Consider the following 22,309-nt stretch of genomic DNA (forward strand, 5'->3'; position numbering starts at 1 on the left):
AGCATGGCCTGAAGTCAGGACGCTTTCCACAGTGCCTCATCGCCCAGCTTGGCCACAAAAGCCTCATGTGCGGCCTGCTCCTCAGCCGTGATCCGCGCGGGCAGCGGCGTCTGCCGCGGGGCAGGGCGCCAGTCGTCCTCCATCTGCGTTGCGCTGGACGAGGATTGCGTTGACAGGCCGAAATCCGGCTGCCGCCCGCCGATCAGTTCCAGATATACGTCCGCCAGAATCTCGGAGTCGAGCAGCGCCCCGTGCAGGGTCCGGTTGGTGTTGTCGATATTGAAGCGGCGGCACAACGCATCCAGCGTCGCCGGCGACCCCGGAAACCGCTTGCGCGCCATCGCCAGCGTATCGAGCGCCTGATCCATCGGCAGCTTGGGCAGCCCCATCCAATCCAGTTCCGCGTTCAAGAACTTCATATCGAAGCTGGCATTGTGAATGACCAGCTTGGAGTCCTGCACGAAATCCAGGAATTTCCGTCCGATCTTGGCAAAAACCGGCTTGTCCCGCAGCGTCACCGCACCCGGTTGCGGTTTCTGCGGCGGCTCCAGCAGGTCGGGGCCAATGCCATGCACCGAAAACGCCTCTGCCGGCATCGAGCGTTCCGGGTTGATGTACTCGTGGAACGTCTTGCCGGTCGGCATGTGGTTGTAGAGCTCCACCGCGCCAATCTCCACGATCCGGTCGCCGGAGAAAGGATCGAACCCGGTGGTTTCGGTATCAAGAACGATTTCACGCATGGCTCAGTTTGCTCCTGATTTCTGCGAGGATCTCAGCCACCTGCGCCGCGGCATGTTCGAGCGTATCAGTCTCGATCACATAGTCGGCGCGGGCCATCTTCTCCTCGATCGGCATCTGTTTCTGCAGGATATGGCGGAATTGCTCAACCATCATTGTCCCGCGGCCAAGCACCCGTTCCTGCTGGGTCTGCGCATCCACGGTCACGCAAGCAACTGCATCCATTTCCGCGTTGCTGCCGGTTTCGAACAGCAGCGGAATGTCAAAGACCAGGATATCGCTTTGCGCGTCAGCCCGGAATTTTGCCCGGTCCTTCGCGACCAGGGGATGCACGATGGCTTCGATCCGTTTCAGCGCCTCCGGGTCTGCGCCAATGATCCGTTTCAGCGCGGCGCGGCTGACCTCGCCATCATCAATGGCATCGGGAAAGGCGGCCTGCATGGGTGCAACAGCTGTGCCGCCTTTGCCATAGAGCCGGTGAACGGCCGCATCCGCATCCCAAACCGCACAACCCTGATCGGCAAACAGCCTTGCCGTTGTGCTCTTGCCCATGCCGATGGAGCCGGTGAGGCCGAGACTGAAACTCATCTCAGCGCCGCTGCCCTTGTAGCCGCATCAACCTCGGGACGATGTCCGAACCAGCGCTCGAACCCCGGCACTGCCTGGTGCAGCAGCATGCCCAGCCCGTCAACCACGGTGCAGCCGGCGTTCTCCGCTGCTTGCAGCAGGCCGGTTTTCAATGGCGCATAGATCAGGTCCGTCACCACTGCATTGGATTGCAGCCCGTCCAGCGGCACCCGCAGACGCGGTTTGCCAATCATGCCGAGCGAGGTGGTATTCACGATCAGCGCGCCTTCCTCAATGACATTGCCGGCTTGAACCCACTCCACCACGCGGATGCGGCTTCCAAATTCATTGTGCAGCTGATCCGCCCGCTCCCGGGTGCGGTTGGACAGCAGGATCTCAGGCACGCCGGCCTCCATCAGAGAGGCAACCACCGCGCGGCAAGCACCGCCAGCCCCCAGCACAACAGCAGGGCCGGACTGCGGATCCCACTCCGGCGCGCCCTGGTGCAGATTGGTGATAAAGCCGTAACCATCGGTATTATCGGCCAGGATAGTGCCGTCGCTGCGAAAGATCAGAGTGTTTGCCGCGCCGATCAGCTTGGCCCGGTCGGTGACCTTGTCGGCGATCCCCATCACTGCTTCCTTATGCGGAATGGTGACATTGGCGCCAACAAACCCCATTTTCGGCATCATCCGGATGGTGTCGGCCAGATCCTCCGGCTTCACGTGCATCGGCACGTAATGGCCGGCAATGCCGTGGGTGTTCAGCCAGTGCCGGTGCAGCTGCGGGGATTTGGAATGCGCAACCGGGCAGCCGATCACGCCGGCGAGCGGGATTTTTGCTTCTGTCATTGCTCGATTACCCCTTGCAGACCCAGGTAACTGATAAGCTCCATCAACGGCAATCCCAAGACATTAAAGTAACTGCCGTCGATGCTGGCAAACAGCCGCACGCCTTCCTCCTCCAGCTTGTAAGCCCCCACCGCGTGGCGGATGCTGTCCCAGTTCCGGGCAACATAGTCTTCCAGATACGCGTCCGTGCATCTGCGCATGACCAGCCGGACCTGTCCAACATGGCGCCAGACGGGCTCACCATCGCGATAGATGACAGCCGCTGACAGCAGCATATGACGCTTGCCCCGCATCTCCTTCAACTGAGTCAACGCAACCTCGGCATTCACCGATTTTGAAAGAATTTTACCATCAAAATCAAGAACTTGATCGCATCCAAGAACAAGTTTTCCAGGATGCTTTCCGCTGATTTTGCGCGCCTTGGCCTCTGCAAGCGCATCGGCGATGTCCCGCGGCGGCGCCTCTTCGGCCAGCAGCGCGGCCTTGATCGCCTCCTCGTCCAGACGGGGTACGTCAATATCGAAATCGACCCCCGCTTGACGCAGCAGATGCGCCCGGATTTCAGAACCAGAAGCCAGCACAATGTGGGCAGTCATGTGGAAAACCCCGTGGGAAAGAAGCAGACGGTTTCAGAACGTTTTGTATGGTTTTCGGCGGTTAAGTAAAGACTCCAGGGGTTGACGCAAATCTCAGGATTCAGCCCGCTGAGTCGTCCTTTGTGAGTCAGGATAACTTTGTTTTCGTGGATATGCCGGCTCTCCCCGGATCATCCCGCTGTTATCCCCAAGCACGGGAAAGTTAAGACATCCCTAATGCGCCTTATTTTCTTGGCGCCGGCGGAAATTCCTCTCCTCCTGTCCCGTCCACGCTGGAATCTTATCCTTGCTGGGGATAAGCGGAGGAGGATTCACTTATCCACCGGAATCCATGCACACTACAAAAACATCATCCTTCTAATACTTCTTTATTTATTAGGGTGATCAGACCAGATCGGAGAGAACTGCCCATGGACCTGAGCCACGTGATGTTCACGCTCTACCCATATGCCAAGTCTCTGCATATCATGGCTGTACTCAGCTGGATGGCAGGTCTCTTCTATCTCCCGCGTCTGTTCGTGTATCACGTGGAGCAAGCTGTGAATGTGCAGGACACCGTGCCAATCTTCCTGCAGATGGAAGAAAAGCTTCTCAGGGTCATCATGCGTCCCGCCATGTACGTGTCCTGGGCGGCGGGGCTGTTCATTGTGCTGACGCCTGGGATTGTCGATTGGACCTATCTCTGGCCTTGGACCAAAGGGGTGTCGGTAATAGCCATGACCTGGTTCCATCATTGGCTTTTGTTCCGCCACCGCGACTTCAAAGAAGGGCGGAACAGACTGACGGGGCGGCAGTTCAGACTGATGAACGAAGTGCCCACGGTGCTGATGGCGGTGATTGTTGTGTCCGTGATCTTCAAATTCTGACGCAGAGGTGCAGAAACAGGCCCAGCAGTGCCCGAATGTTCGCAGCCGGCGTTTGACTCACCAGGAACGAGTCCTTATGTATGGCTCTCAACGGGCCCGTCCGGGCAACCGTGTTTTCCAAACTTGTCGTGTGACCGACCCCCGGGTGAGCGGGGAGTAGAGGCCGTATCCATATGACCGTGCAATCCCTGAATCTGTCCGATCTCAAGGCGAAAAGCCCCAAAGCGCTGCTGGCAATGGCCGAGGAGCTGGAGATCGAAAACGCCTCGACCATGCGCAAGGGCGAGATGATGTTCCAGATCCTGCGCGAACGTGCAGATGAAAGCTGGGACATTGGCGGTGACGGGGTGCTGGAAGTGCTTCAGGACGGTTTCGGCTTTCTGCGGTCGCCTGAAGCCAATTATCTGCCGGGTCCGGACGACATCTATGTCTCCCCGGACATGATCCGCCAGTACTCCCTGCGCACCGGTGACACGGTGGAAGGCCAGATCAAAGCGCCGCTGGAAACCGAACGTTATTTTGCGCTGACCAATGTCACCATGATCAACTTCGAAGAGCCGGAAAAGGCGCGCCACAAAATCGCCTTTGACAACCTCACGCCGCTCTACCCGGATGAGCGTCTGAAGATGGAGGTCGAGGATCCTACCATCAAAGACCGCTCCGCCCGGGTGATCGACCTGGTGGCCCCCATCGGCAAGGGCCAGCGTTCGCTGATCGTGGCACCGCCGCGGACCGGCAAGACTGTGATTCTGCAAAACATCGCCCACTCGATTGAGAAGAACCACCCCGAATGCTATCTGATCGTTCTGCTGATCGACGAACGCCCGGAAGAGGTAACCGACATGCAGCGCTCGGTGAAGGGCGAGGTCGTGTCCTCGACCTTTGACGAGCCGGCAACGCGCCACGTTGCGGTGTCCGAGATGGTGATTGAGAAAGCCAAGCGCCTGGTAGAACATAAGCGAGATGTTGTGATTCTTCTCGATTCTATCACAAGACTTGGTAGGGCCTTTAACACCGTTGTGCCGTCTTCCGGCAAGGTTCTGACTGGTGGTGTCGACGCCAACGCCCTGCAGCGCCCCAAGCGTTTCTTTGGTGCCGCGCGGAACATCGAAGAGGGTGGTTCGCTCACCATCATCGCAACCGCGCTGATCGACACCGGCAGCCGCATGGACGAAGTGATCTTCGAAGAATTCAAGGGCACCGGTAACTCGGAAATCGTGCTGGACCGCAAGATTGCCGACAAGCGCGTCTTCCCGGCCATCGACATCCTCAAGTCCGGCACCCGCAAGGAAGACCTGCTGGTCGACAAGGTCGACCTGGCCAAAACTTTTGTTCTGCGCCGGATCCTGAACCCGATGGGGACTACGGACGCAATTGAGTTCCTGCTATCCAAGCTGAAGCAGACCAAGTCGAACACTGAGTTTTTCGACTCGATGAATACCTGATCCGGGCCGGCAAGAGAGAAGGGCCACCCGATGGACACGATCTTTGCGCTGGCCTCCGCCCAGGGGAAGGCAGGGGTCGCGGTGATCCGCGTCTCTGGCCCCTTGGCGCTTGAGGCCGGCGCGCAGCTTTGCGGCAATGAACTGCCGGCACGGGGCACAAGCCTGCGAATTCTCAAGAATGAGGCAGGTGAACGCCTGGACGAAGCCCTGGTCCTGACATTTACGTCTCCCAACAGTTTTACCGGTGAAAATACCGTTGAATTTCAGACACATGGTAGTACTGCGGTGGTGGCTGCAGTGCTGGATTCGCTGGGCCGAACCGATGGATTGCGGATGGCCGAACCCGGCGAGTTCACCCGCAGGGCGCTGGAAAACGGCAACCTCGATCTGGCGCAGGTCGAAGGGCTTGCCGATCTGATTGATGCCGAAACCGAAGCACAGCGCAAACAGGCGCAGGCCATTCTTGCCGGCGCGTTGGGGGAGCTGGCCGAGGGGTGGCGAGCCAAACTGATCCGTGCGGCTTCCTTGATCGAAGTAACCATCGATTTTGCAGATGAAGAGGTTCCGGTAGACGTCACACCCGAAGTCACTGCGCTTTTGGCAGATGTTCAGGCCGGCCTCGAAAAAGAATCCGTTGGCGTGAGGATTGCCGAACGGATCCGCAGCGGGTTTGAAGTGGCAATTGTAGGAGCACCGAATGTTGGCAAGTCCACGCTTCTGAACGCGTTGGCCGGGCGGGAGGCAGCCATCACCTCGGAGTACGCCGGCACCACCCGGGATATTATCGAAGTGCGTATGGATCTTTCCGGATTGCCGGTCACTTTGCTCGACACTGCCGGCCTGCGCGACACTGAGGATCACGTCGAGGGCATCGGAATCGCGCTTGCTCGGAAACGGGCAGAGGACGCGGACTTGCGTGTCTTTCTGGCGGAGGATGACGAAATCCTCGATGTGGAAATGCGCGTTGGCGATATTCGGCTGCGTCCCAAGGCTGACTTGCGGTCCGACGACGAGGGTGCTGTTTCCGGACGCTCGGGGCAGGGGGTCGACAGGCTTGTCGATCATGTCTCATCGGTTCTGAAAAACCGTTCAGGCCAGGCCAGTATTGCGACCCGGGCGCGGCACCGAGATGCAATGTTGCTGGCGCTTGCCAACCTGACGGATGCGCAGGATATCCTGCGGCGCGGCCCGGAATTCTATGATATAGCAGCCGAGGAAATGCGCTCAGCCATTCGGGCGCTGGAAATGCTGGTTGGTCGGATTGGGGTTGAAAATCTCCTGGATGAGATTTTCTCGAGTTTCTGCCTGGGAAAATGAAGGAGTGTTTCACGTGAAACATTCAGCATATGACGTGATAGTTGTTGGCGGCGGCCATGCCGGCACCGAGGCGGCCCATGCTGCCGCCCGCATGGGGGTCAGGACAGCTCTCGTGACGTTGGACCATAAGGGGATCGGTGTAATGTCCTGCAATCCAGCCATTGGCGGATTGGGGAAGGGGCACCTTGTCAGGGAAATTGACGCGCTTGACGGAGTCATGGGGCGTGTGGCTGACCTGGCCGGCATTCAATTCCGGCTTTTGAACCGACGCAAGGGGCCCGCAGTGCAAGGGCCGCGGGCGCAGTCCGACCGGTCTATCTACCGCAGAGAGATGCTGAGGCTGACGAACGCGCAACCCAACCTGGACGTAATTGAAGGTGAAGTTGTCGACTTCATCATGAATGCTGACACCGTCTCAGGTGTGATCCTGGCTGATGGCAGCGGAATTTCTAGTCAATCTGTTGTTCTGACCTCGGGAACTTTCCTGCGCGGGGTTATTCACATCGGCGATGTTTCGAAGCCCGGCGGCCGGATGGGAGACAACCCATCGGTTAAACTCGCTGAACGCCTCGACAGTTTCGAGCTGCCACTGGGCCGATTGAAAACCGGAACTCCGCCACGATTGGACGGAAGAACAATCAACTGGGACATCCTGGATGCACAGCCCGGCGATGCGGACCCCGTCTTCTTCTCCTTCCTGACTAAGTCCCTGAGCGCCAGGCAAGTCTCCTGTGGAATCACCCATACCAACGCCCGGACGCATGAAATCATTCAACAGAACCTCGAACGTTCGGCCATGTATGGCGGTCATATCGAGGGGGTGGGGCCCCGGTACTGCCCGTCTATTGAGGATAAGATTGTCCGCTTCGCAGATAAGGAGTCGCACCAGATCTTCTTGGAGCCGGAGGGCATCTCGGATCATACAGTCTATCCGAACGGCATTTCCACCAGTCTGCCCGAGGACGTGCAGGAGGCCTATGTCCGTTCGATCGAGGGGCTGGAGCAGGCCGTCATCCTGCAACCCGGATACGCGATTGAATACGATTATGTTGACCCGAGGGCGCTGACTCGTGAGTTGTCCCTCAAAGATGTGCCTGGGTTGTACCTTGCCGGTCAGATCAATGGGACAACGGGATACGAGGAAGCCGCTGCTCAGGGTCTGGTGGCCGGCCTAAACGCCGCCCGGAGGTCCCGGGGGGAGGAGCCAGTCACCTTTAGCCGCTCAAACAGCTATATCGGTGTCATGGTTGATGACCTTACAACAAATGGTGTTACCGAACCCTACCGCATGTTCACCTCCCGTGCTGAGTTCCGCCTGTCTTTGCGCGCTGACAATGCGGATCAGCGTCTTACGCCTTTGGCTATTGGCCTTGGTTGCGCCGGCGAAGACCGCCGGAACGCGTTTCTGAGAAAAAGTGAGCAACTGGCTGCAGCCCGAGGTGTGTTGGAGGCGGAAAGCTTTACTCCAAAGCAGGTCTTGGAAGCGGGAATTCGCGTCAATCAGGACGGAAACCGGAGGACAGGCCTGGATATCCTCGCCTTCCCCGACGTGGTTTTTGAAGATCTTCTGCCCCTGGTTCCGGAGTTGAGCGATGTCACAGGAGAGATCCGCCGGCAAGTGGAACGCGATGCCCTGTACGCGAATTACATCTCACGGCAAGAGCGTGAGGTCTCGGCATTGAAGAAGGATGAGGGGTATGTGATTCCCCGGGAGTTCCGCTACGACGGGATTGAAGGGCTGTCAAAAGAACTGCAGCAGAAACTGATCCGCGCGCGTCCGGAAACTCTGGCCAAGGCGGCGCGTATTGACGGGATGACGCCTGCGGCATTGGCTTTGCTCCTCGCACGATTGAGACGGGATGCGGCCAGGCAGGAAAAATCGGCATGAATCTCGAGAAAATTTTTGGAGCGCTCGATGTTTCACGTGAAACAATGCTGCGCCTAGAAGTCTTTGAGAAAGTGATCCGGAAATGGAACCCGAAGATCAATTTGGTGTCCAAAGCCAGTTTGGAGCACCTGTGGGCACGGCATATCGCTGATTCGATTCAGATATTCCGCTGCACGGATGCTCCAAGCCATTGGGTGGACATTGGTAGCGGTGGCGGATTTCCCGGGTTGATCGTTGCGATAATTGCGGCGGAAGAAGCGCCAGGGATGAGAATGACGTTGATCGAGAGCGATCAGCGCAAGTCTGCGTTTCTGAGAACATCCGCGCGCGAATGCGGAGTGGCCGTGAATGTCTTGACGCAGCGGATTGAGAAGGCTGAACCGCAACAGGCAGGGGTTCTGTCTGCCCGCGCTCTGGCCGATCTGCCGATGCTGTTGGAGTTTTCCGAGCGGCACTTGGACCGGGACGGAGTTGCCCTTTTCCCGAAAGGGGAAAGATGGAAAAAAGAAGTGGATAACGCGCGGCAGCGATGGCAGTTCAACGCGGAACCGGTTAAAAGTTTGACAGAACCAGAAGCAGTAATCCTGAAAATTTGGGGAGTGGCACGTGTCTGATTATTCCCGCCCGGAGGGGCCTCGTATTATCGCGGTGGCAAATCAAAAAGGCGGGGTGGGAAAGACAACGACAGCCATAAACCTGGCGGCCGCTCTGGTGGAATGCGGGCTGCGGGTTTTGGTTGTGGATCTGGACCCGCAGGGAAATGCTTCCACTGGTTTGGGGATTGAGCCTTCGGACCGGGATCTGACCACTTATGATCTTCTCGTAGAGGATGCTTCTCTGACCGATGTCATCCGGCGGACAGAGATCGAAGATCTGTGCATCATCCCGGCGACGGTGGACCTAAGCTCTGCGGATATTGAGTTGTTCACCAATGAAAAGCGCAGTTTTCTGCTGCATGATGCACTCCGTCAGACCGCAATGGACGATTATGACTGGGATTATGTTCTGATCGACTGCCCGCCGTCTTTGAACCTTCTGACGGTCAACGCGATGGTGGCAGCGCATTCAGTTCTGGTTCCTTTGCAAAGCGAGTTTTTTGCATTGGAAGGGGTCACCCAGCTGATGCTGACGATCCGAGAAGTCCGGCAGTCTGCGAATCCAAATTTGCGGATCGAGGGAATTGTCCTGACGATGTACGACCGCCGGAATAATCTGTCGCAGCAGGTTGAGCAGGACGCCCGGGAGAATCTGGGAGATCTGGTGTTCCAAACCAAGATTCCGCGCAATGTGCGGGTTAGCGAGGCGCCGTCATATGCGCAGCCCGTTCTGAACTACGATACAAACTCCCTGGGCGCACAGGCCTACCGCGCTCTGGCGGAAGAAATCCTGAATAAACATCACAAGATAGCGGCGTAAATGCAGAACACTTACCGGAGGCAACCATGGCAGACAAAAGAACAAAACCACGCGGGCTGGGCCGGGGATTGTCAGCGTTGATGGCAGATGTGAACCCTGCGCCGGTGAGCACGCAGGCTGAGGCACCGCGGAATGCGGAAATTCTGGTGCCGATCGAAAATGTTGTTGCCAACCCGAACCAGCCGCGCCGGCAGTTCCTGCAGGAAGATCTGGACGATCTGACCGCATCCATCAAGGAAAAGGGCGTTCTGCAGCCTTTGATCGTGCGGCCGCGGTCTGGCGGGAAATACGAGATCGTGGCTGGCGAACGCCGCTGGCGGGCGTCCCAGGCGGCGCAGCTGCATGAAGTTCCGGTTCTGATCCGGGATTACTCTGACCTTGAGATGATGGAAGTTGCCATCATCGAAAACATCCAGCGTTCGGATCTGAACGCAATGGAAGAGGCGCAGAGCTACAAGCAGCTGATGGAAAAGTTCGGCCATACACAGGAAAAGATGGCAGAGGCACTTGGTAAGAGCCGCAGCCACATTGCCAATCTGGTCCGTTTGCTGCATCTGCCGGAGGATGTGCAGATCCTGGTGCATGAACGCAAGTTGTCGGCCGGCCACGCGCGGGCGCTTATTACTTCGGACAACGCTTCCGACCTGGCAGTGAAGATTGTCAAAGGCGGGCTGTCAGTCCGGGCAACGGAAGCTTTGGTCAAGAAGGACGCCGCGGGTGTTCAAAGCACGACAGCGAAGAAGCCTCGGAAAGCGCCGGAGAAAGATTCGGACACCCGGGCGCTGGAAGGCGACCTGTCGGCGATGCTGAAGATGAAAGTGTCCATCGACCACAAGGCGGGCGGGGAGGCTGGTTCGGTAACGATCAGCTATGAAAACCTGGATCAGCTGGATGCGCTGTGCAATCTGCTTAGCCGCTAGGCCTGCTCCAGATAAAGATAAGCACGGCTGAAAGAACCACTGCCTGAATGCCCAATACGGTATTGGGGGCGCCAAGCAACAAAGATACTGCAAATACGGCGGCAATCGAAAAGGTTGCCGCCCTTTTTGCGCCTGGCCGAATAGCGCCCCTGTCCCGCCAATCCATGATCATCGGGCCGAAAATATTGTGATCAACGATCCAGGCATGCAGCCGCTCCGAGGAATTGGCAAAGAAGAACGCAGCGAGGAGCAGGAAAGGAACAGTGGGCAGGAGAGGCAGGACTATCCCAATGACGGCCAAGGCGACACAGAGCAGTCCTAAGCCGGCATAAAGAAAACGCATAGCATCAATCCGTCAACAGTTCGCGGAGCACCGCATTCAATACTGCGCGGCCTTGATCCGTCGCGCGAAGCCTCTGGTCAGAGATAGTGACCATGCCCAACTGTACAAGGTCTTCGAGCCGCCTCTCTGGCAGTTTCTGGCCCGAAAGCTGGGTATAGCGCCCCATATCCAGTCCTTCGGAAAGGCGCATCCCCATCATCAGGTATTCTGCCGCAGCATCTACGGGGGAGAGGGACTCTCGCAGGGATTCTCCGTTGCCTTTGTTAACCGCTTCCAGCCATGCTCCGGGTGCCAAGTGGGTTTCGGTGGCATACCGAGTACCGCCCAAGGTCAGGCGGCCATGGGCTCCGGGGCCGATCCCGGCGTAGTCGCCATAACGCCAGTAAATCAGGTTGTGGCGGGATTCAGACCCGGGCCTGGCGTGGTTGGAAATTTCATACCCATTCATGCCGAAGCCAGCGCAAATCTCCTGGGTGGCCAGATACATGTCCGCTGCAGTGTCGTCTTCCGGCAGTCCGCGCAGTTTGCCACGGGCATAGCGGTCACCGAATGCGGTGCCGTCTTCGATTGTAAGCTGGTAAAGGGACAGGTGGTCAATCGCCATGGAAAGGGCCTGGTGCAGCTCTGTTTTCCAGGCGTCCAGTGTCTGCCCCTGACGGGCATAGATCAGGTCAAAGCTGACCCGGTCAAAACAGCTTCGGGCGATGTCAAAGGCGGCCTTGGCCTCTGAGACACTGTGGATGCGGCCAAGCCGCCGCAGGTCCTCATCGTTCAGAGCCTGAATGCCCATGGAGACCCTGTTGACCCCTGCGTCACGGTATCCCGCAAAGCGGCCGGCATCGACAGATCCGGGGTTCGCCTCAAGTGAGATCTCCATGTCATTGGCAAAGGGCCAAATTTCACGTGCACGGCCGATAATCGCGGCCACGGTTTCGGGCTGCATCAGAGAGGGGGTGCCGCCGCCAAAGAAAACCGTGTTCAGCAATCGTCCCGGAAGTTGTTCCGAGAGTCTGTCCAGCTCAGCCAGATAGGCCCGAACCCATAGTTTCTGGTCTATTTTTGCGGAGACATGACTGTTGAAGTCGCAATAGGGGCACTTGGCCTGGCAATAGGGCCAATGCACGTAAAGGCCAAAGCCCCCATTGCGCCAGTCATCCACCGAAACAGCCTTGGACAAAGTGGGCAACGGCCTGGCCGCGGTGGCTGATCTTGTTTTTTTCCGCCGGGTCCATTTCGGCGCAGGTGATGCTGTAGCCGTCCGGCTGGAACATCGGGTCATAGCCAAAGCCGTTTTCGCCGCGGATCGGCCAGACCAGCTGGCCCGGCATCACGCCTTCGAATACCTCGTCATGACCATCCGGCCAGGCAATGACCAGGGTGCAGCGGAACTGGGCGGTACGGGGGGCGTGCGCGCCGACCGCGTTCAGCTCATCGTTTGCCCGGTTCATAGCCATTACAAAATTGCGGCCTTCCGGCGATTCCGCCCAGTCAGCAGTATAGACGCCGGGGGCACCGTTCAGGGCGTCGATGGTGATGCCGGAATCATCGGACAGGGCAGGGAGGCCGGTTGCCTTGGCCGCGGCATGGGCCTTGATCCGGGCATTGCCGACAAAGGTGTCTTCGGTCTCCTCCGGTTCCGGCAGATCCATCTCGCCGGCCCCGATCACAGTCACACCATAGGGGGCGAGGATCTCGGCGATCTCGTTCAGCTTGCCCTGGTTGTGGGTGGCGACAAGCAGCTTGCCGCCTTCCAGTTTTCGGGTCATTTGCAGGCGGCCTTCTGCATTTCAGCAAGTTCGGCGGTGCCCTTGGCGGCCAGGTCCATCAGCTGCTCCATCTGAACGCGGGAGAAGACGGAACCTTCGGCGGACATCTGCACTTCGATCAGCTTGCCGGAGCCGGTCATGATGAAGTTGCCGTCAACGCCGGCCTCGGAGTCTTCGGGGTAGTCCAGGTCCAGCACCGGCTGGCCGGCGTAGATACCGCAGGACACCGCTGAGACCGGATCCAGAAGCGGGTCGATTTGCACGTCGCCGGCTTTCATCAGCTTGTTGACCGCCAGGCGCAGCGCCACCCAGCCGCCGGTGATCGAGGCGCAGCGGGTGCCGCCGTCCGCCTGCAGCACGTCACAGTCGACGGTGATCTGGCGCTCGCCTAGAGCCACACGGTCGACGCCTGCCCGCAGGGCGCGGCCGATCAGGCGCTGGATTTCGACGGTGCGGCCACCCTGTTTGCCAGAAGCGGCTTCGCGGCGCATCCGGGTGTTGGTGGCACGCGGCAGCATGCCATATTCAGCGGTGACCCAGCCCAAGCCGGTGCCCTTGATGAAGGGCGGCACCCGGTCCTCGATAGTGGCGGTGCATAGAACGTGGGTGTCGCCCGCTTTGATCAGGCAGGAGCCCTCGGCGTGTTTGGTGAATCCGGTCTCGATTGAGACAGGGCGCATTTCATTCAGTTCTCTTCCTGAGGGTCGCATGGCAGATCCTTTTTCTGTTGGCTTGGGGATATCCCCCGGGCGCAGGGCTATGCAAGCCCGATTGACCTTTTGCCGCTGTGCTCTTTAATGACATCCTGATGCCGGGTTCATATGTTGAATCCCCAGAAAATGCTGGAAGACCCATGAGCGATGCGATCAACATTCTGCAGGACATGAACGACCGCTCCCGGGAAGTGTTTCGGGCGGTGGTGGAAAACTACCTGGAGAGCGGCGATCCGGTGGGCAGCCGGACGCTGACCCGCTCGCTGAGCGAGAAGGTGAGCGCGGCAACCGTGCGCAATGTCATGCAGGACTTGGAATATCTCGGCCTTCTGGACAGCCCGCATGTGAGTGCGGGGCGGGTGCCGACCCAGATGGGGCTGCGAATGTTCGTCGATGGTTTGCTTGAGGTTGGCGACCTCAACATGAAGGACCGTGAGAAGATTGATGCGACGCTGGGCAAAAATGCCGGCGACGTGGGCGGAATGCTGGACCGGGTCGGGGCTGCGCTGTCGGGGGTGACACAGGGGGCCTCGCTGGTGCTGACCCCCAAGCATGAGGCCGAAATCCGCCATATCGAGTTTGTCTCGCTGGCGCATGATCGGGCGCTGGTGGTTCTGGTGTTCTCGGACGGGCATGTGGAGAATCGCCTGTTCACCCCGCCGCCGGGGCAGACGCCCAGCTCGATGCGGGAGGCGGCCAATTTCCTCAATGCGCTGATCGAGGGCAGAACTCTGAGTGAAGTGCAGCGGCAGATCCAAAAGGAGATCTCGGCGCGGCGGCAGGAAATCGACAGTCTCGCACACGCAATGATTGAAAGCGGGCTGGCGGTTTGGGAAGATGACGGCAGCGAGCAGGCCCGGCTGATTGTGCGCGGCCGGGCGAATCTACTGGCAGAAACTGGTGTGGCGGAGGAGCTGGAGAGGATACGGACCCTGTTTGATGACCTGGAGCGCAAGCGCGATATCGCCGAATTTCTGGAACTGACCGAGGAAGGCGAGGGCGTGCGCATTTTTATTGGTTCGGAGAACAAACTTTTCTCACTTTCGGGTTCCTCTTTGGTGGTGTCTCCCTATATGAACGCGGATCGAAAGATCATCGGCGCGGTGGGTGTGATTGGCCCGACGCGCCTGAATTACGGACGGATTGTGCCGATTGTGGACTACACGGCGCAACTGGTCGGCAAACTGTTGTCGGACCGGAGTTAGAGGTGAAACATGGCAGAGCTCAAGGACGAAGACTTTCTGGATGACATCGCCGCCGCGGAGGCTGAAGAGCTGGCGGCGCAGACCGAGGAATTCGACGATGCCTCGCTGGAAATCGATGCCCTCCGGGCGGAACGGGATGAGCTGAAGGACCGCTTCATGCGGGCGCTGGCGGATGCCGAAAACGCCCGCAAGCGCGGTGACAAGGCGCGGCGGGAAGCAGAGCAGTATGGCGGCTCGAAACTGGCCCGCGACATGCTGCCGGTCTATGACAACATGAAACGCGCGATTGAGGCCGCAACTGATGAGCAGCGCGAGGTGTCCGCGGCGCTGATCGAGGGCGTGGAATTGACCATGCGTTCGCTGCTGGGCGTGTTTGAAAAGCACGGCGTCCGGATTGTTTCGCCCGAGGTCGGCGACAAGTTTGATCCGCAGGTGCATGAGGCGATGTTCGAGGCGCCGGTGCCGGGAACCAAGGCAGGCGACATCATCCAGGTTTCCGCTGAAGGCTTCATGCTGCACGACCGGCTGCTGCGGGCGGCGCAGGTCGGTGTGTCTTCGACACCGGCAAGCTGATTGTGAACAGGCCCTGACGGGCCTGTGCCTTCGGCGGGAGAATTTTCGGAAAGATGAAACAGCGGTTCCGTTTCGGGGCCGCTGTTTCTGGTTTCAGACTGCCGCTTCTTTCAACTTGTAGAGCACCTCCAGCGCTTCCCGTGGAGAGAGGTCGTCGGGGTGGATGCTTGCAAGCATTTCTTCGGCAGGGGAACGTCCGGAAGGGGGGGAGGACTGCGGCGGCGGGGCAGCGGCAAAGAGAGGCAGGTCGTCGATCCGGATTTTCGATCCGCCTTCGCGGCTGCCTTGTTCCAGCATGTCAAGCACGTTGCGGGCCCGTGCGACGACCGTGGCGGGGAGACCTGCGAGCTGTGCCACCTGCACACCATAGGAACGGTCGGCAGCGCCTTTGCGCACTTCATGCAGAAAGATCACTTCGCCCTCCCATTCCTTGACCGCGACAGTGGCATTGTCGACACCTTCCAGCTTGGCGGCGAGTTGGGTCAGCTCGTGGTAATGGGTGGCAAACAGTGCGCGGGAGCGGTTCACTTCGTGCAAGTGTTCCAGCGTGGCCCAGGCGATGGAGAGGCCGTCATATGTGGCGGTGCCGCGGCCGATTTCATCGAGGATAACGAGGGCGCGGTCGTCTGCCTGGTTGAGGATGGCGGCGGTTTCGACCATTTCCACCATGAAGGTGGAGCGGCCGCGGGCCAGATCGTCGGAGGCACCGACACGGCTGAACAGCTGGCTGACCAGACCGATATGGGTGTTTTCTGCCGGGACGTAACTGCCCATCTGCGCCAGCAGGGCAATCAGTGCGTTCTGGCGCAGAAAGGTCGATTTACCGGCCATGTTGGGACCCGTCAGCAGCCAGACGGCGGCGCCGTCCTGGGCAGTGAGGTCGCAGTCATTGGCCACAAAAGTCTCGCCGGCCTGCTGGCGCAGGGCCTGTTCCACAACCGGATGGCGGCCGCCTTCCACGTGGAAGGCGCGACTGTTGTCGACCCTGGGCCGGGTCCAGTTTTCCCCCCGGGCGAGGTCGGCCAACCCGGTCAGAAGGTCCAGCTCAGCCAGCCCGCGCGCTGCGGTGCTGAGACGGGCGGCTGCGTCCATAATGGCGCTGGAAAGCCTCGCATAGAGCCGCTTTTCAATCTCAAGCGCCAGGTTTCCGGCGTTCAGGATGCGGGTTTCGATCTCGCTCAGCTCGACTGTGGTGAAACGCACCTGGTTGGCGGTGGTCTGGCGGTGGATATAGGTTTCATTCAGCGGCGGCGACATCATCTTGTCCGCGTGGGTTGCGGTGGTTTCGATGAAATAGCCCAGCACGTTGTTGTGCTTGATCTTCAGAGACGCGACGCCGGTATGTTCCGCGTACTTCTTCTGCATGGAGGCGATGACCGAACGGCCTTCGTCGCGAAGGGTGCGCGCTTCGTCCAGGTCCAGGTCATAACCGGCTGCGATGAAACCGCCGTCCCGTGCCAGCAGGGGCGGTTCGGCGACAAGCGCGGCGTCCAGAAGAGAGAGCAGATCGTCAAAGCCCTGCAGATCCGAGATCGCACCGGCGATCAGCGCGGGCAGGTCCTTGCCTGCGCAGAGCTCCGCGATCACCTCTGCCTGGGACAGGCCATTGCGGATGGCCGCCAGGTCGCGCGGCCCGCCGCGTTCCAGGGCCAGGCGGGAGAGAGCCCGGTCCAGGTCCGGTGTCTTGCGCAAAGCGGCGCGCAGGTCTTCGGCGGTCTGAGTGTGCTCCACCGCGAAGTCCAGGGCGGCAAGGCGCCGTTGAATGGTGTCCAGACTGCGCGACGGGCTGGAGAGCCTTTGTTCCAGCAGGCGGGCGCCGCCGGGGGTAACGGTCCGGTCGACCACCGACAGCAGCGAGCCGGCTCGGCCGCCGGATAGCGAACGCGTCAGTTCCAGATTGCGGCGGGTGGCGGCATCGATCTGAACCACCCGGTCCTGCGCTTCCTGCTGGGGCGGCTGCAGCAGCGGCAGTTTGCCCTTCTGGGTGATCTCCAGATAGTCGATCAGCGCGCCCATAGCTGAGACCTCGGCGCGGGTAAAGCTGCCGAAGCCGTCCAGCGCGCTGACATTGAACAGGCTGCAGATACGTTTCTCGGCTGCGGTGCTGTCAAAGCTGGCCTTGCCAAGCGGCGTTAGCGGGATTTTGTATTCATCGGCCAGCGGGCGGGCAGCGTCATAGGCTGGGCCATCGGCGACAATCAGCTCGGACGGGGCCAGACGCGCGAGTTCCGGTGACAGGCGGACCCGCGCAACCGGCATCACGTGGAACGCCCCGGTGGAGATATCGGCCCAGGCCAGGGCGGCCGCGTCCCTGAGTTCGGAATAGGCGACCAGGAAGTTGTGGCGCCGCGCCTCCAGCAGGGAATCCTCGGTCAGGGTGCCGGGTGTCACCAGCCGCACGACATCGCGCTTTACCACCGATTTGGAGCCGCGTTTCTTGGCCTCAGCCGGGCTTTCCAGCTGCTCCCCCACGGCCACGCGGAAGCCCTTGCGGATCAGCGTCAGCAAGTAGCCCTCGGCGGCATGGACCGGGACGCCGCACATCGGGATGTCGTCACCATTGTGCTTGCCGCGTTTGGTCAGGGCGATGTCCAGCGCTTCCGCCGCGTTCACGGCGTCCTCAAAGAACATCTCGTAGAAGTCGCCCATCCGGTAGAACAGCAGCGCGTCCGGATGCGATGCCTTGATCTCCAGATATTGCGCCATCATGGGCGTTACGGTCATGAAAGGTCCCCCGGGTCGTCGTTGTCAGACATCTACAATGGGGGCGGTCCGAGGAAAACCCGGATGTGGCTGCCACCGGGTGCGCCGGCGGCAGCCTGCTGTCAGTAGAGGTTGCGCAGGGTGTCAGGCATCGTATTGACAATGGAAAGCGACAGCGTGCTCAGCTGCTGCTGCGCTTGCAGGGCCAGCAGCTTGGTCGCTGCTTCCTCCATACTGGTGTCGATCGTGGAACTGACGCCTTGGGTAATCGAATCCGACATCTTGCTGACAAAACTCCCCTGATCAGCAAGCTGATTGGCGCTGGCGCCCAATGCGGCCGAACTGTCGATCGCGTAGGACAGAAAGCCTTCGATCTCTCCTAGGGCCGTCAGCGCGCTGGCGCCGTCGGTGATCGCGGTGCGGTTGCCAAGGTCGAATTGCGGGCTGCCTTCGAAGTCCACGCCATCAACACTCAGAGTCGACAGGCTGCCTGTGCCCGACAGCCCGGAGGGAACGGTCAGCGAGGTTCCGCCGGCACCGTCGACATCCGTTTTCAGCAGGTTCACTCCGTTGAAGCCGGAGGCGGAGATGATCGAATTGATCTGCTCGGTCTTCTGCGCCATGGCCGCTTCGAATTTGCTGAAGTCACCCATGCCGCTGCTGGCCATCACTGCGAGCGACCGCATCTCGGTCAGGGTTTCGGTGATTTGTTCCGCCCCGGCGGAGGCCACCGCCACGGTGGCTTCGCCCATCGAGAGGGAATCGGAGACCGACCTCAATCCTGAGATATCCGAATTCATCAGCTCGGAAATCGCCCAGAGGGCGGCGTTGTCCTGGGCTGTATTGACGTCCTGGCCGGTGGAGATGCTGTCTTGGACGGTGTTCAGCTGGCTATTGACGCCACCCAATGTCTGCAAGGCAACAAGTGCACCGGAATTATTGTGGAAGCTTATCATTCCGCAAGGTTCCTTTCTTGATCCGAATGCCCGGAGTACGGGCGGACAGTTGTCCTTCTGACGTGTGCTTCCCTGGCTTTTGGAGTCGAGCCGCAGCGCCACCTGCATGCAGGTGCGGGTTAAAACCTATTAAGAAAATACAGCATCCAGTGGTCTGCTTTAAGGCGAAAACCTGACGGTATCCATCGCCTTTTAGCCGCATTTATCTTAATTCTGGCTATACAGATTCTTGAAACCCCGGATTGAGGGGCGCGGTGGGCTGGGCTAAGACGGTCCGCGACGAGGAGAGGACACTGATTTAATGCCCAAGAACAAGATCACCGATGAAGAAGCCCTGGCGTTTCACCTGGAGCCGTCTCCGGGCAAATGGGAGATCAATGCCACCGTCCCGATGACCACGCAGCGGGACCTGTCGCTGGCGTACTCTCCGGGTGTTGCGGTGCCCTGCGAAGCGATCGCGGAAAACCCGGAAACCGCCTATGATTATACCAACAAGGGCAACCTGGTGGCGGTGATTTCCAACGGCACCGCCGTGCTGGGCCTGGGCAACCTGGGCGCACTGGGCTCCAAGCCGGTGATGGAGGGCAAGTCGGTTCTCTTCAAACGGTTCGCAGATGTGAACTCGATCGATATCGAGCTGGACACCGAAGACCCGGACAAGTTCATCGAGGCGGTCAAGCTGATGGGGCCGACCTTTGGCGGCATCAACCTGGAAGACATCAAGGCGCCAGAATGTTTCATCATTGAGCAGAAGCTCAAGGAAGAAATGGATATCCCTGTCTTCCATGACGATCAGCACGGAACCGCGGTGATTTGCGCGGCCGGCCTGATCAACGCGCTGCATCTGTCGGGCAAGAAGATCGAGGACGTGAAGATCGTCCTGAACGGTGCCGGTGCTGCCGGCATCGCCTGTATCGAGCTGCTGAAAGCCATGGGCGCACGGCATGAAAACTGCATTGCCTGCGACACCAAGGGGGTGATCTTCCAGGGCCGCACCGAGGGCATGAACCAGTGGAAATCGGCCCATGCGATCCAGACCGATCTGCGCACCCTGGAGGAGGCGATGCGCGGGGCGGACGTGTTCCTCGGTGTCTCGGTCAAAGGGGCAGTGACCCAGGAAATGGTCGCCTCGATGGCCGATAACCCGGTGATCTTTGCGATGGCCAATCCGGATCCGGAGATCACCCCGGAGGAGGCGCATGAAGTGCGGGTGGATGCCATCGTCGCCACCGGCCGGTCGGACTACCCGAACCAGGTCAACAACGTTCTGGGCTTCCCCTACCTGTTCCGCGGCGCGTTGGATATCCACGCCCGCGCCATCAATGACGAAATGAAAATTGCCTGTGCCCATGCCCTGGCCGCACTTGCGCGCGAGGATGTGCCGGACGAGGTGGCGCTGGCCTATGGCAAGTCTCTGTCCTTCGGGCGCGACTACATCATCCCGACCCCGTTTGACCCGCGCCTGATCCACCGGATCCCGCCGGCAGTGGCCCGGGCAGGCATGGACACAGGTGCGGCCCGCCGTCCGATCGTCGACATGGACGCCTATGAGGTCGGCTTGAAGTCCCGCATGGACCCCACCGCGTCGATCCTGCGCGGCCTGAACGCCCGGGCCCGCTCCGCCCAGTCGCGGATGATCTTTGCCGAGGGCGACGACCCCCGCGCGCTACGCGCCGCGGTGATGTATCAGCGTTCCGGCTTCGGCAAGGCGCTGGTTGTGGGCCGTCAGGAAGATGTACGCGCCAAGCTGGAAAAGGCCGGCCTTGGCGACGCCGTGCGCGAGCTGGAAGTGGTGAACGCCGCCAATACACCGCATTTCGACTTGTACAAGGATTTCCTGTACAACCGCCTGCAGCGCAAGGGTTTTGACCACAAGGACATTCACCGTCTGGTCGGTCGTGACCGCCACGTGTTCTCCAGTCTGATGCTGGCACACGGGCATGGTGACGGCCTGGTCACCGGGGCAACCCGCAAGTCCGCGCATGTTCTGGAACGGATCAACCATGTCTTTGATGCCGACGCCGATCATGGCGTTGCCGGTGTGACCGCACTGCTGCACAAGGGCCGGATCGTGCTGATCGGCGACACACTGGTGCACGAATGGCCGGACGAGAACCATCTCGCCAACATCGCCGAGCGGGCTGCCGGTGTCGCCCGCCACATGGGGCTTGAGCCGCGGGTGGCATTTGTCAGCTTCTCGACCTTCGGCTACCCGGTGTCGGAACGGGCCGAAAAGATGCATGTCGCCCCCACCGTGCTGGACAAGCGCGGCGTCGACTTCGAATACGAGGGTGAAATGACCGTCGACGTGGCGCTGAACGAGCGCGCGCAGCGGTACTACCCTTTCCAGCGTCTGACCGGCCCGGCCAACATCCTGATCGTGCCGGCCCGCCACTCGGCGTCGATCTCGGTCAAGCTGATGCAGGAGATGGGCGGCGCCACCGTGGTCGGTCCGATCCTGTCGGGCATCGACAAGCCGGTCCAGATCTGCTCGACCACTTCGACCACCAATGACATTCTGAACATGGCGGTGCTGGCGGCCTGCAACATCGGGTGATCTGATATGGCGATCTGGAATCTCGGCTCGATCAACGCGGACATGGTTTATGCCATGCCGCATCTGCCGGCGGCCGGGGAGACCCTGGCCGCCCTGCGCCTCGACCGGTTTCTCGGCGGCAAGGGCGCCAACATGTCCGTCGCCGCCACCCGCGCCGGCAGCAAGGTGCATCATATCGGCGCGGTGGGGCCCGATGGGGCTTGGGCGGTCGCGCGGCTGCAGGCCTATGGCGCGGGCACCGGCCACATTGCCCAGGTCGAGACGCCCACCGGCCATGCCATCATCGCTGTGGAGCCTGGCGGTGAAAACCAGATCATCCTGTTTCCCGGCGCCAACCGCGTGCTCGACAGGGATCGGCTGGACCAAGCGCTTACGCAAGCAGACGCCGGCGACATTCTGGTGATGCAGAACGAAACCAGCTTGCAGGCCGAGGCGGCGCAGCTGGGCCGCCAACTGGGCCTGCGGGTGTGTTATGCCGCAGCTCCGTTCGATGCTGAAGCGGTGCAGGCTGTGCTGCCGTATCTGGACTTCCTGATCCTGAATGAGGTCGAGGCCCAGCAGCTTCAGCAGGCCACCGGCGACACCCCCGGTGAAATCGGCGTCAAGGATGTGATCGTCACTCTTGGCGCCAAAGGCGCGCGCCATATCGACGGGGAGACCGGGGCCGTTCTGGAAATACCGGCCTTGCCGGTCGCCGCGGTTGACACAACCGGAGCCGGCGACACCTTCACAGGTTACGTCCTGTCAGCTCTGGACCGCGGGCTGCCAATGGCAGAGGCGATGACCCAGGCCAGCCGAGCCGCAGCGCTGATGGTCACCCGCCGCGGCACCGCGGATGTGATTCCGGACCTGCAGGAAGTCCAGACCGCCCGCTTCTGAACCGGAACGG

General features: G+C 60.2%; 21 protein-coding genes. 11 read left to right on the forward strand and 10 right to left on the reverse strand.

The features are described from left to right. Positions 1–14: 14 nt before the first annotated feature. Genes dnaQ through OKQ63_RS20090 form a run of 4 tightly spaced genes read right to left on the reverse strand, consistent with a single transcriptional unit; the run spans position 15 to position 2,752 of the window. Positions 15–740 carry a DNA polymerase III subunit epsilon gene (gene dnaQ, locus OKQ63_RS20075; RefSeq protein ID WP_264211778.1) on the reverse strand — a complete coding sequence of 242 codons (726 nt, stop codon included), beginning with the start codon at positions 738–740 and terminating at the stop codon, positions 15–17. Then, positions 733–1,326, reverse strand: coding sequence for a dephospho-CoA kinase (coaE, locus tag OKQ63_RS20080; protein ID WP_264211779.1), 594 nt, complete (start codon positions 1,324–1,326; stop codon positions 733–735). The genes dnaQ and coaE overlap by 8 nt, the downstream gene beginning before the upstream one ends. Beyond that, on the reverse strand, positions 1,323–2,156 hold the full coding sequence (locus tag OKQ63_RS20085; RefSeq protein ID WP_264211780.1) for a shikimate dehydrogenase: 834 nt from the start codon (positions 2,154–2,156) through the stop codon (positions 1,323–1,325). The genes coaE and OKQ63_RS20085 overlap by 4 nt, the downstream gene beginning before the upstream one ends. Then, a complete protein-coding gene (locus tag OKQ63_RS20090) occupies positions 2,153–2,752 on the reverse strand; it encodes a Maf family protein (RefSeq protein ID WP_264211781.1) in 600 nt (199 codons plus the stop codon). The genes OKQ63_RS20085 and OKQ63_RS20090 overlap by 4 nt, the downstream gene beginning before the upstream one ends. A gap of 410 nt (positions 2,753–3,162) precedes the next feature. Between OKQ63_RS20090 and OKQ63_RS20095 the strand changes: the two genes are divergently transcribed. From OKQ63_RS20095 to OKQ63_RS20125, 7 genes are all read left to right on the forward strand, one after another. Then, the gene (locus OKQ63_RS20095) at positions 3,163–3,618 is read left to right on the forward strand and encodes a CopD family protein (RefSeq protein WP_264211782.1); all 456 of its coding nucleotides are present in this window, start codon (positions 3,163–3,165) and stop codon (positions 3,616–3,618) included. Positions 3,619–3,791: 173 nt separating this feature from the next. Further along, positions 3,792–5,063, forward strand: coding sequence for a transcription termination factor Rho (rho, locus tag OKQ63_RS20100; RefSeq protein ID WP_264211783.1), 1,272 nt, complete (start codon positions 3,792–3,794; stop codon positions 5,061–5,063). Positions 5,064–5,093: 30 nt separating this feature from the next. Further along, positions 5,094–6,380, forward strand: coding sequence for a tRNA uridine-5-carboxymethylaminomethyl(34) synthesis GTPase MnmE (mnmE, locus tag OKQ63_RS20105; RefSeq protein ID WP_264211784.1), 1,287 nt, complete (start codon positions 5,094–5,096; stop codon positions 6,378–6,380). 13 nt (positions 6,381–6,393) lie between these two features. Beyond that, on the forward strand, positions 6,394–8,268 hold the full coding sequence (gene mnmG / locus OKQ63_RS20110) for a tRNA uridine-5-carboxymethylaminomethyl(34) synthesis enzyme MnmG (protein ID WP_264211785.1): 1,875 nt from the start codon (positions 6,394–6,396) through the stop codon (positions 8,266–8,268). Continuing rightward, the gene (rsmG, locus tag OKQ63_RS20115; RefSeq protein ID WP_264211786.1) at positions 8,265–8,882 is read left to right on the forward strand and encodes a 16S rRNA (guanine(527)-N(7))-methyltransferase RsmG; all 618 of its coding nucleotides are present in this window, start codon (positions 8,265–8,267) and stop codon (positions 8,880–8,882) included. The genes mnmG and rsmG overlap by 4 nt, the downstream gene beginning before the upstream one ends. Then, positions 8,875–9,684, forward strand: a complete 810-nt coding sequence (locus OKQ63_RS20120; protein ID WP_264211787.1) for a ParA family protein — start codon at positions 8,875–8,877, stop codon at positions 9,682–9,684. Before rsmG ends, OKQ63_RS20120 begins: the two co-directional genes overlap by 8 nt. Before the next feature lie 26 nt (positions 9,685–9,710). Next, positions 9,711–10,604, forward strand: a complete 894-nt coding sequence (locus tag OKQ63_RS20125) for a ParB/RepB/Spo0J family partition protein (protein WP_264211788.1) — start codon at positions 9,711–9,713, stop codon at positions 10,602–10,604. Here the strand turns inward: OKQ63_RS20125 and OKQ63_RS20130 are convergent. From OKQ63_RS20130 to rph, 4 genes are read right to left on the reverse strand one after another with little or no spacing between them, the layout of a single operon-like run. Further along, positions 10,594–10,947 (reverse strand): YbaN family protein, encoded by a 354-nt coding sequence (locus OKQ63_RS20130; protein WP_264211789.1) that lies wholly within the window; start codon positions 10,945–10,947, stop codon positions 10,594–10,596. The genes OKQ63_RS20125 and OKQ63_RS20130 overlap by 11 nt on opposite strands. Positions 10,948–10,951: 4 nt before the next feature. Continuing rightward, positions 10,952–12,106 carry a radical SAM family heme chaperone HemW gene (gene hemW, locus OKQ63_RS20135; protein WP_264211790.1) on the reverse strand — a complete coding sequence of 385 codons (1,155 nt, stop codon included), beginning with the start codon at positions 12,104–12,106 and terminating at the stop codon, positions 10,952–10,954. Next, positions 12,099–12,713, reverse strand: coding sequence for an RdgB/HAM1 family non-canonical purine NTP pyrophosphatase (gene rdgB, locus OKQ63_RS20140; protein ID WP_264211791.1), 615 nt, complete (start codon positions 12,711–12,713; stop codon positions 12,099–12,101). The genes hemW and rdgB overlap by 8 nt, the downstream gene beginning before the upstream one ends. Next, the gene (gene rph / locus OKQ63_RS20145; RefSeq protein WP_264211792.1) at positions 12,710–13,423 is read right to left on the reverse strand and encodes a ribonuclease PH; all 714 of its coding nucleotides are present in this window, start codon (positions 13,421–13,423) and stop codon (positions 12,710–12,712) included. Before rph ends, rdgB begins: the two co-directional genes overlap by 4 nt. 143 nt (positions 13,424–13,566) lie before the next feature. On the opposite strand from rph, the gene hrcA reads away from it, so the two are divergent. Beyond that, positions 13,567–14,631: a heat-inducible transcriptional repressor HrcA gene (gene hrcA, locus OKQ63_RS20150; protein ID WP_264211793.1), complete on the forward strand. Its 1,065-nt coding sequence runs from the start codon at positions 13,567–13,569 to the stop codon at positions 14,629–14,631. Between the two features lie 9 nt (positions 14,632–14,640). Further along, positions 14,641–15,204, forward strand: coding sequence for a nucleotide exchange factor GrpE (locus OKQ63_RS20155; protein ID WP_264211794.1), 564 nt, complete (start codon positions 14,641–14,643; stop codon positions 15,202–15,204). Positions 15,205–15,297: 93 nt separating this feature from the next. Here the strand turns inward: OKQ63_RS20155 and mutS are convergent, their stop codons facing one another. Then, positions 15,298–17,928: a DNA mismatch repair protein MutS gene (gene mutS, locus OKQ63_RS20160; protein WP_264211795.1), complete on the reverse strand. Its 2,631-nt coding sequence runs from the start codon at positions 17,926–17,928 to the stop codon at positions 15,298–15,300. A gap of 101 nt (positions 17,929–18,029) precedes the next feature. Continuing rightward, complete coding sequence (locus OKQ63_RS20165) at positions 18,030–18,863, reverse strand: flagellin (RefSeq protein WP_264211796.1); 834 nt, start codon at positions 18,861–18,863, stop codon at positions 18,030–18,032. Between the two features lie 301 nt (positions 18,864–19,164). Here OKQ63_RS20165 and OKQ63_RS20170 point away from each other — a divergent pair, with 301 nt between their 5' ends. Next, on the forward strand, positions 19,165–21,420 hold the full coding sequence (locus tag OKQ63_RS20170) for an NADP-dependent malic enzyme (RefSeq protein ID WP_264211797.1): 2,256 nt from the start codon (positions 19,165–19,167) through the stop codon (positions 21,418–21,420). A gap of 6 nt (positions 21,421–21,426) precedes the next feature. Beyond that, positions 21,427–22,299, forward strand: a complete 873-nt coding sequence (locus OKQ63_RS20175; RefSeq protein WP_264211798.1) for a ribokinase — start codon at positions 21,427–21,429, stop codon at positions 22,297–22,299. The last annotated feature ends 10 nt before the right edge of the window (positions 22,300–22,309 follow it).

Origin of the sequence: Leisingera thetidis, assembly GCF_025857195.1 — a bacterium.
GTDB classification, from domain to species: domain Bacteria; phylum Pseudomonadota; class Alphaproteobacteria; order Rhodobacterales; family Rhodobacteraceae; genus Leisingera; species Leisingera thetidis.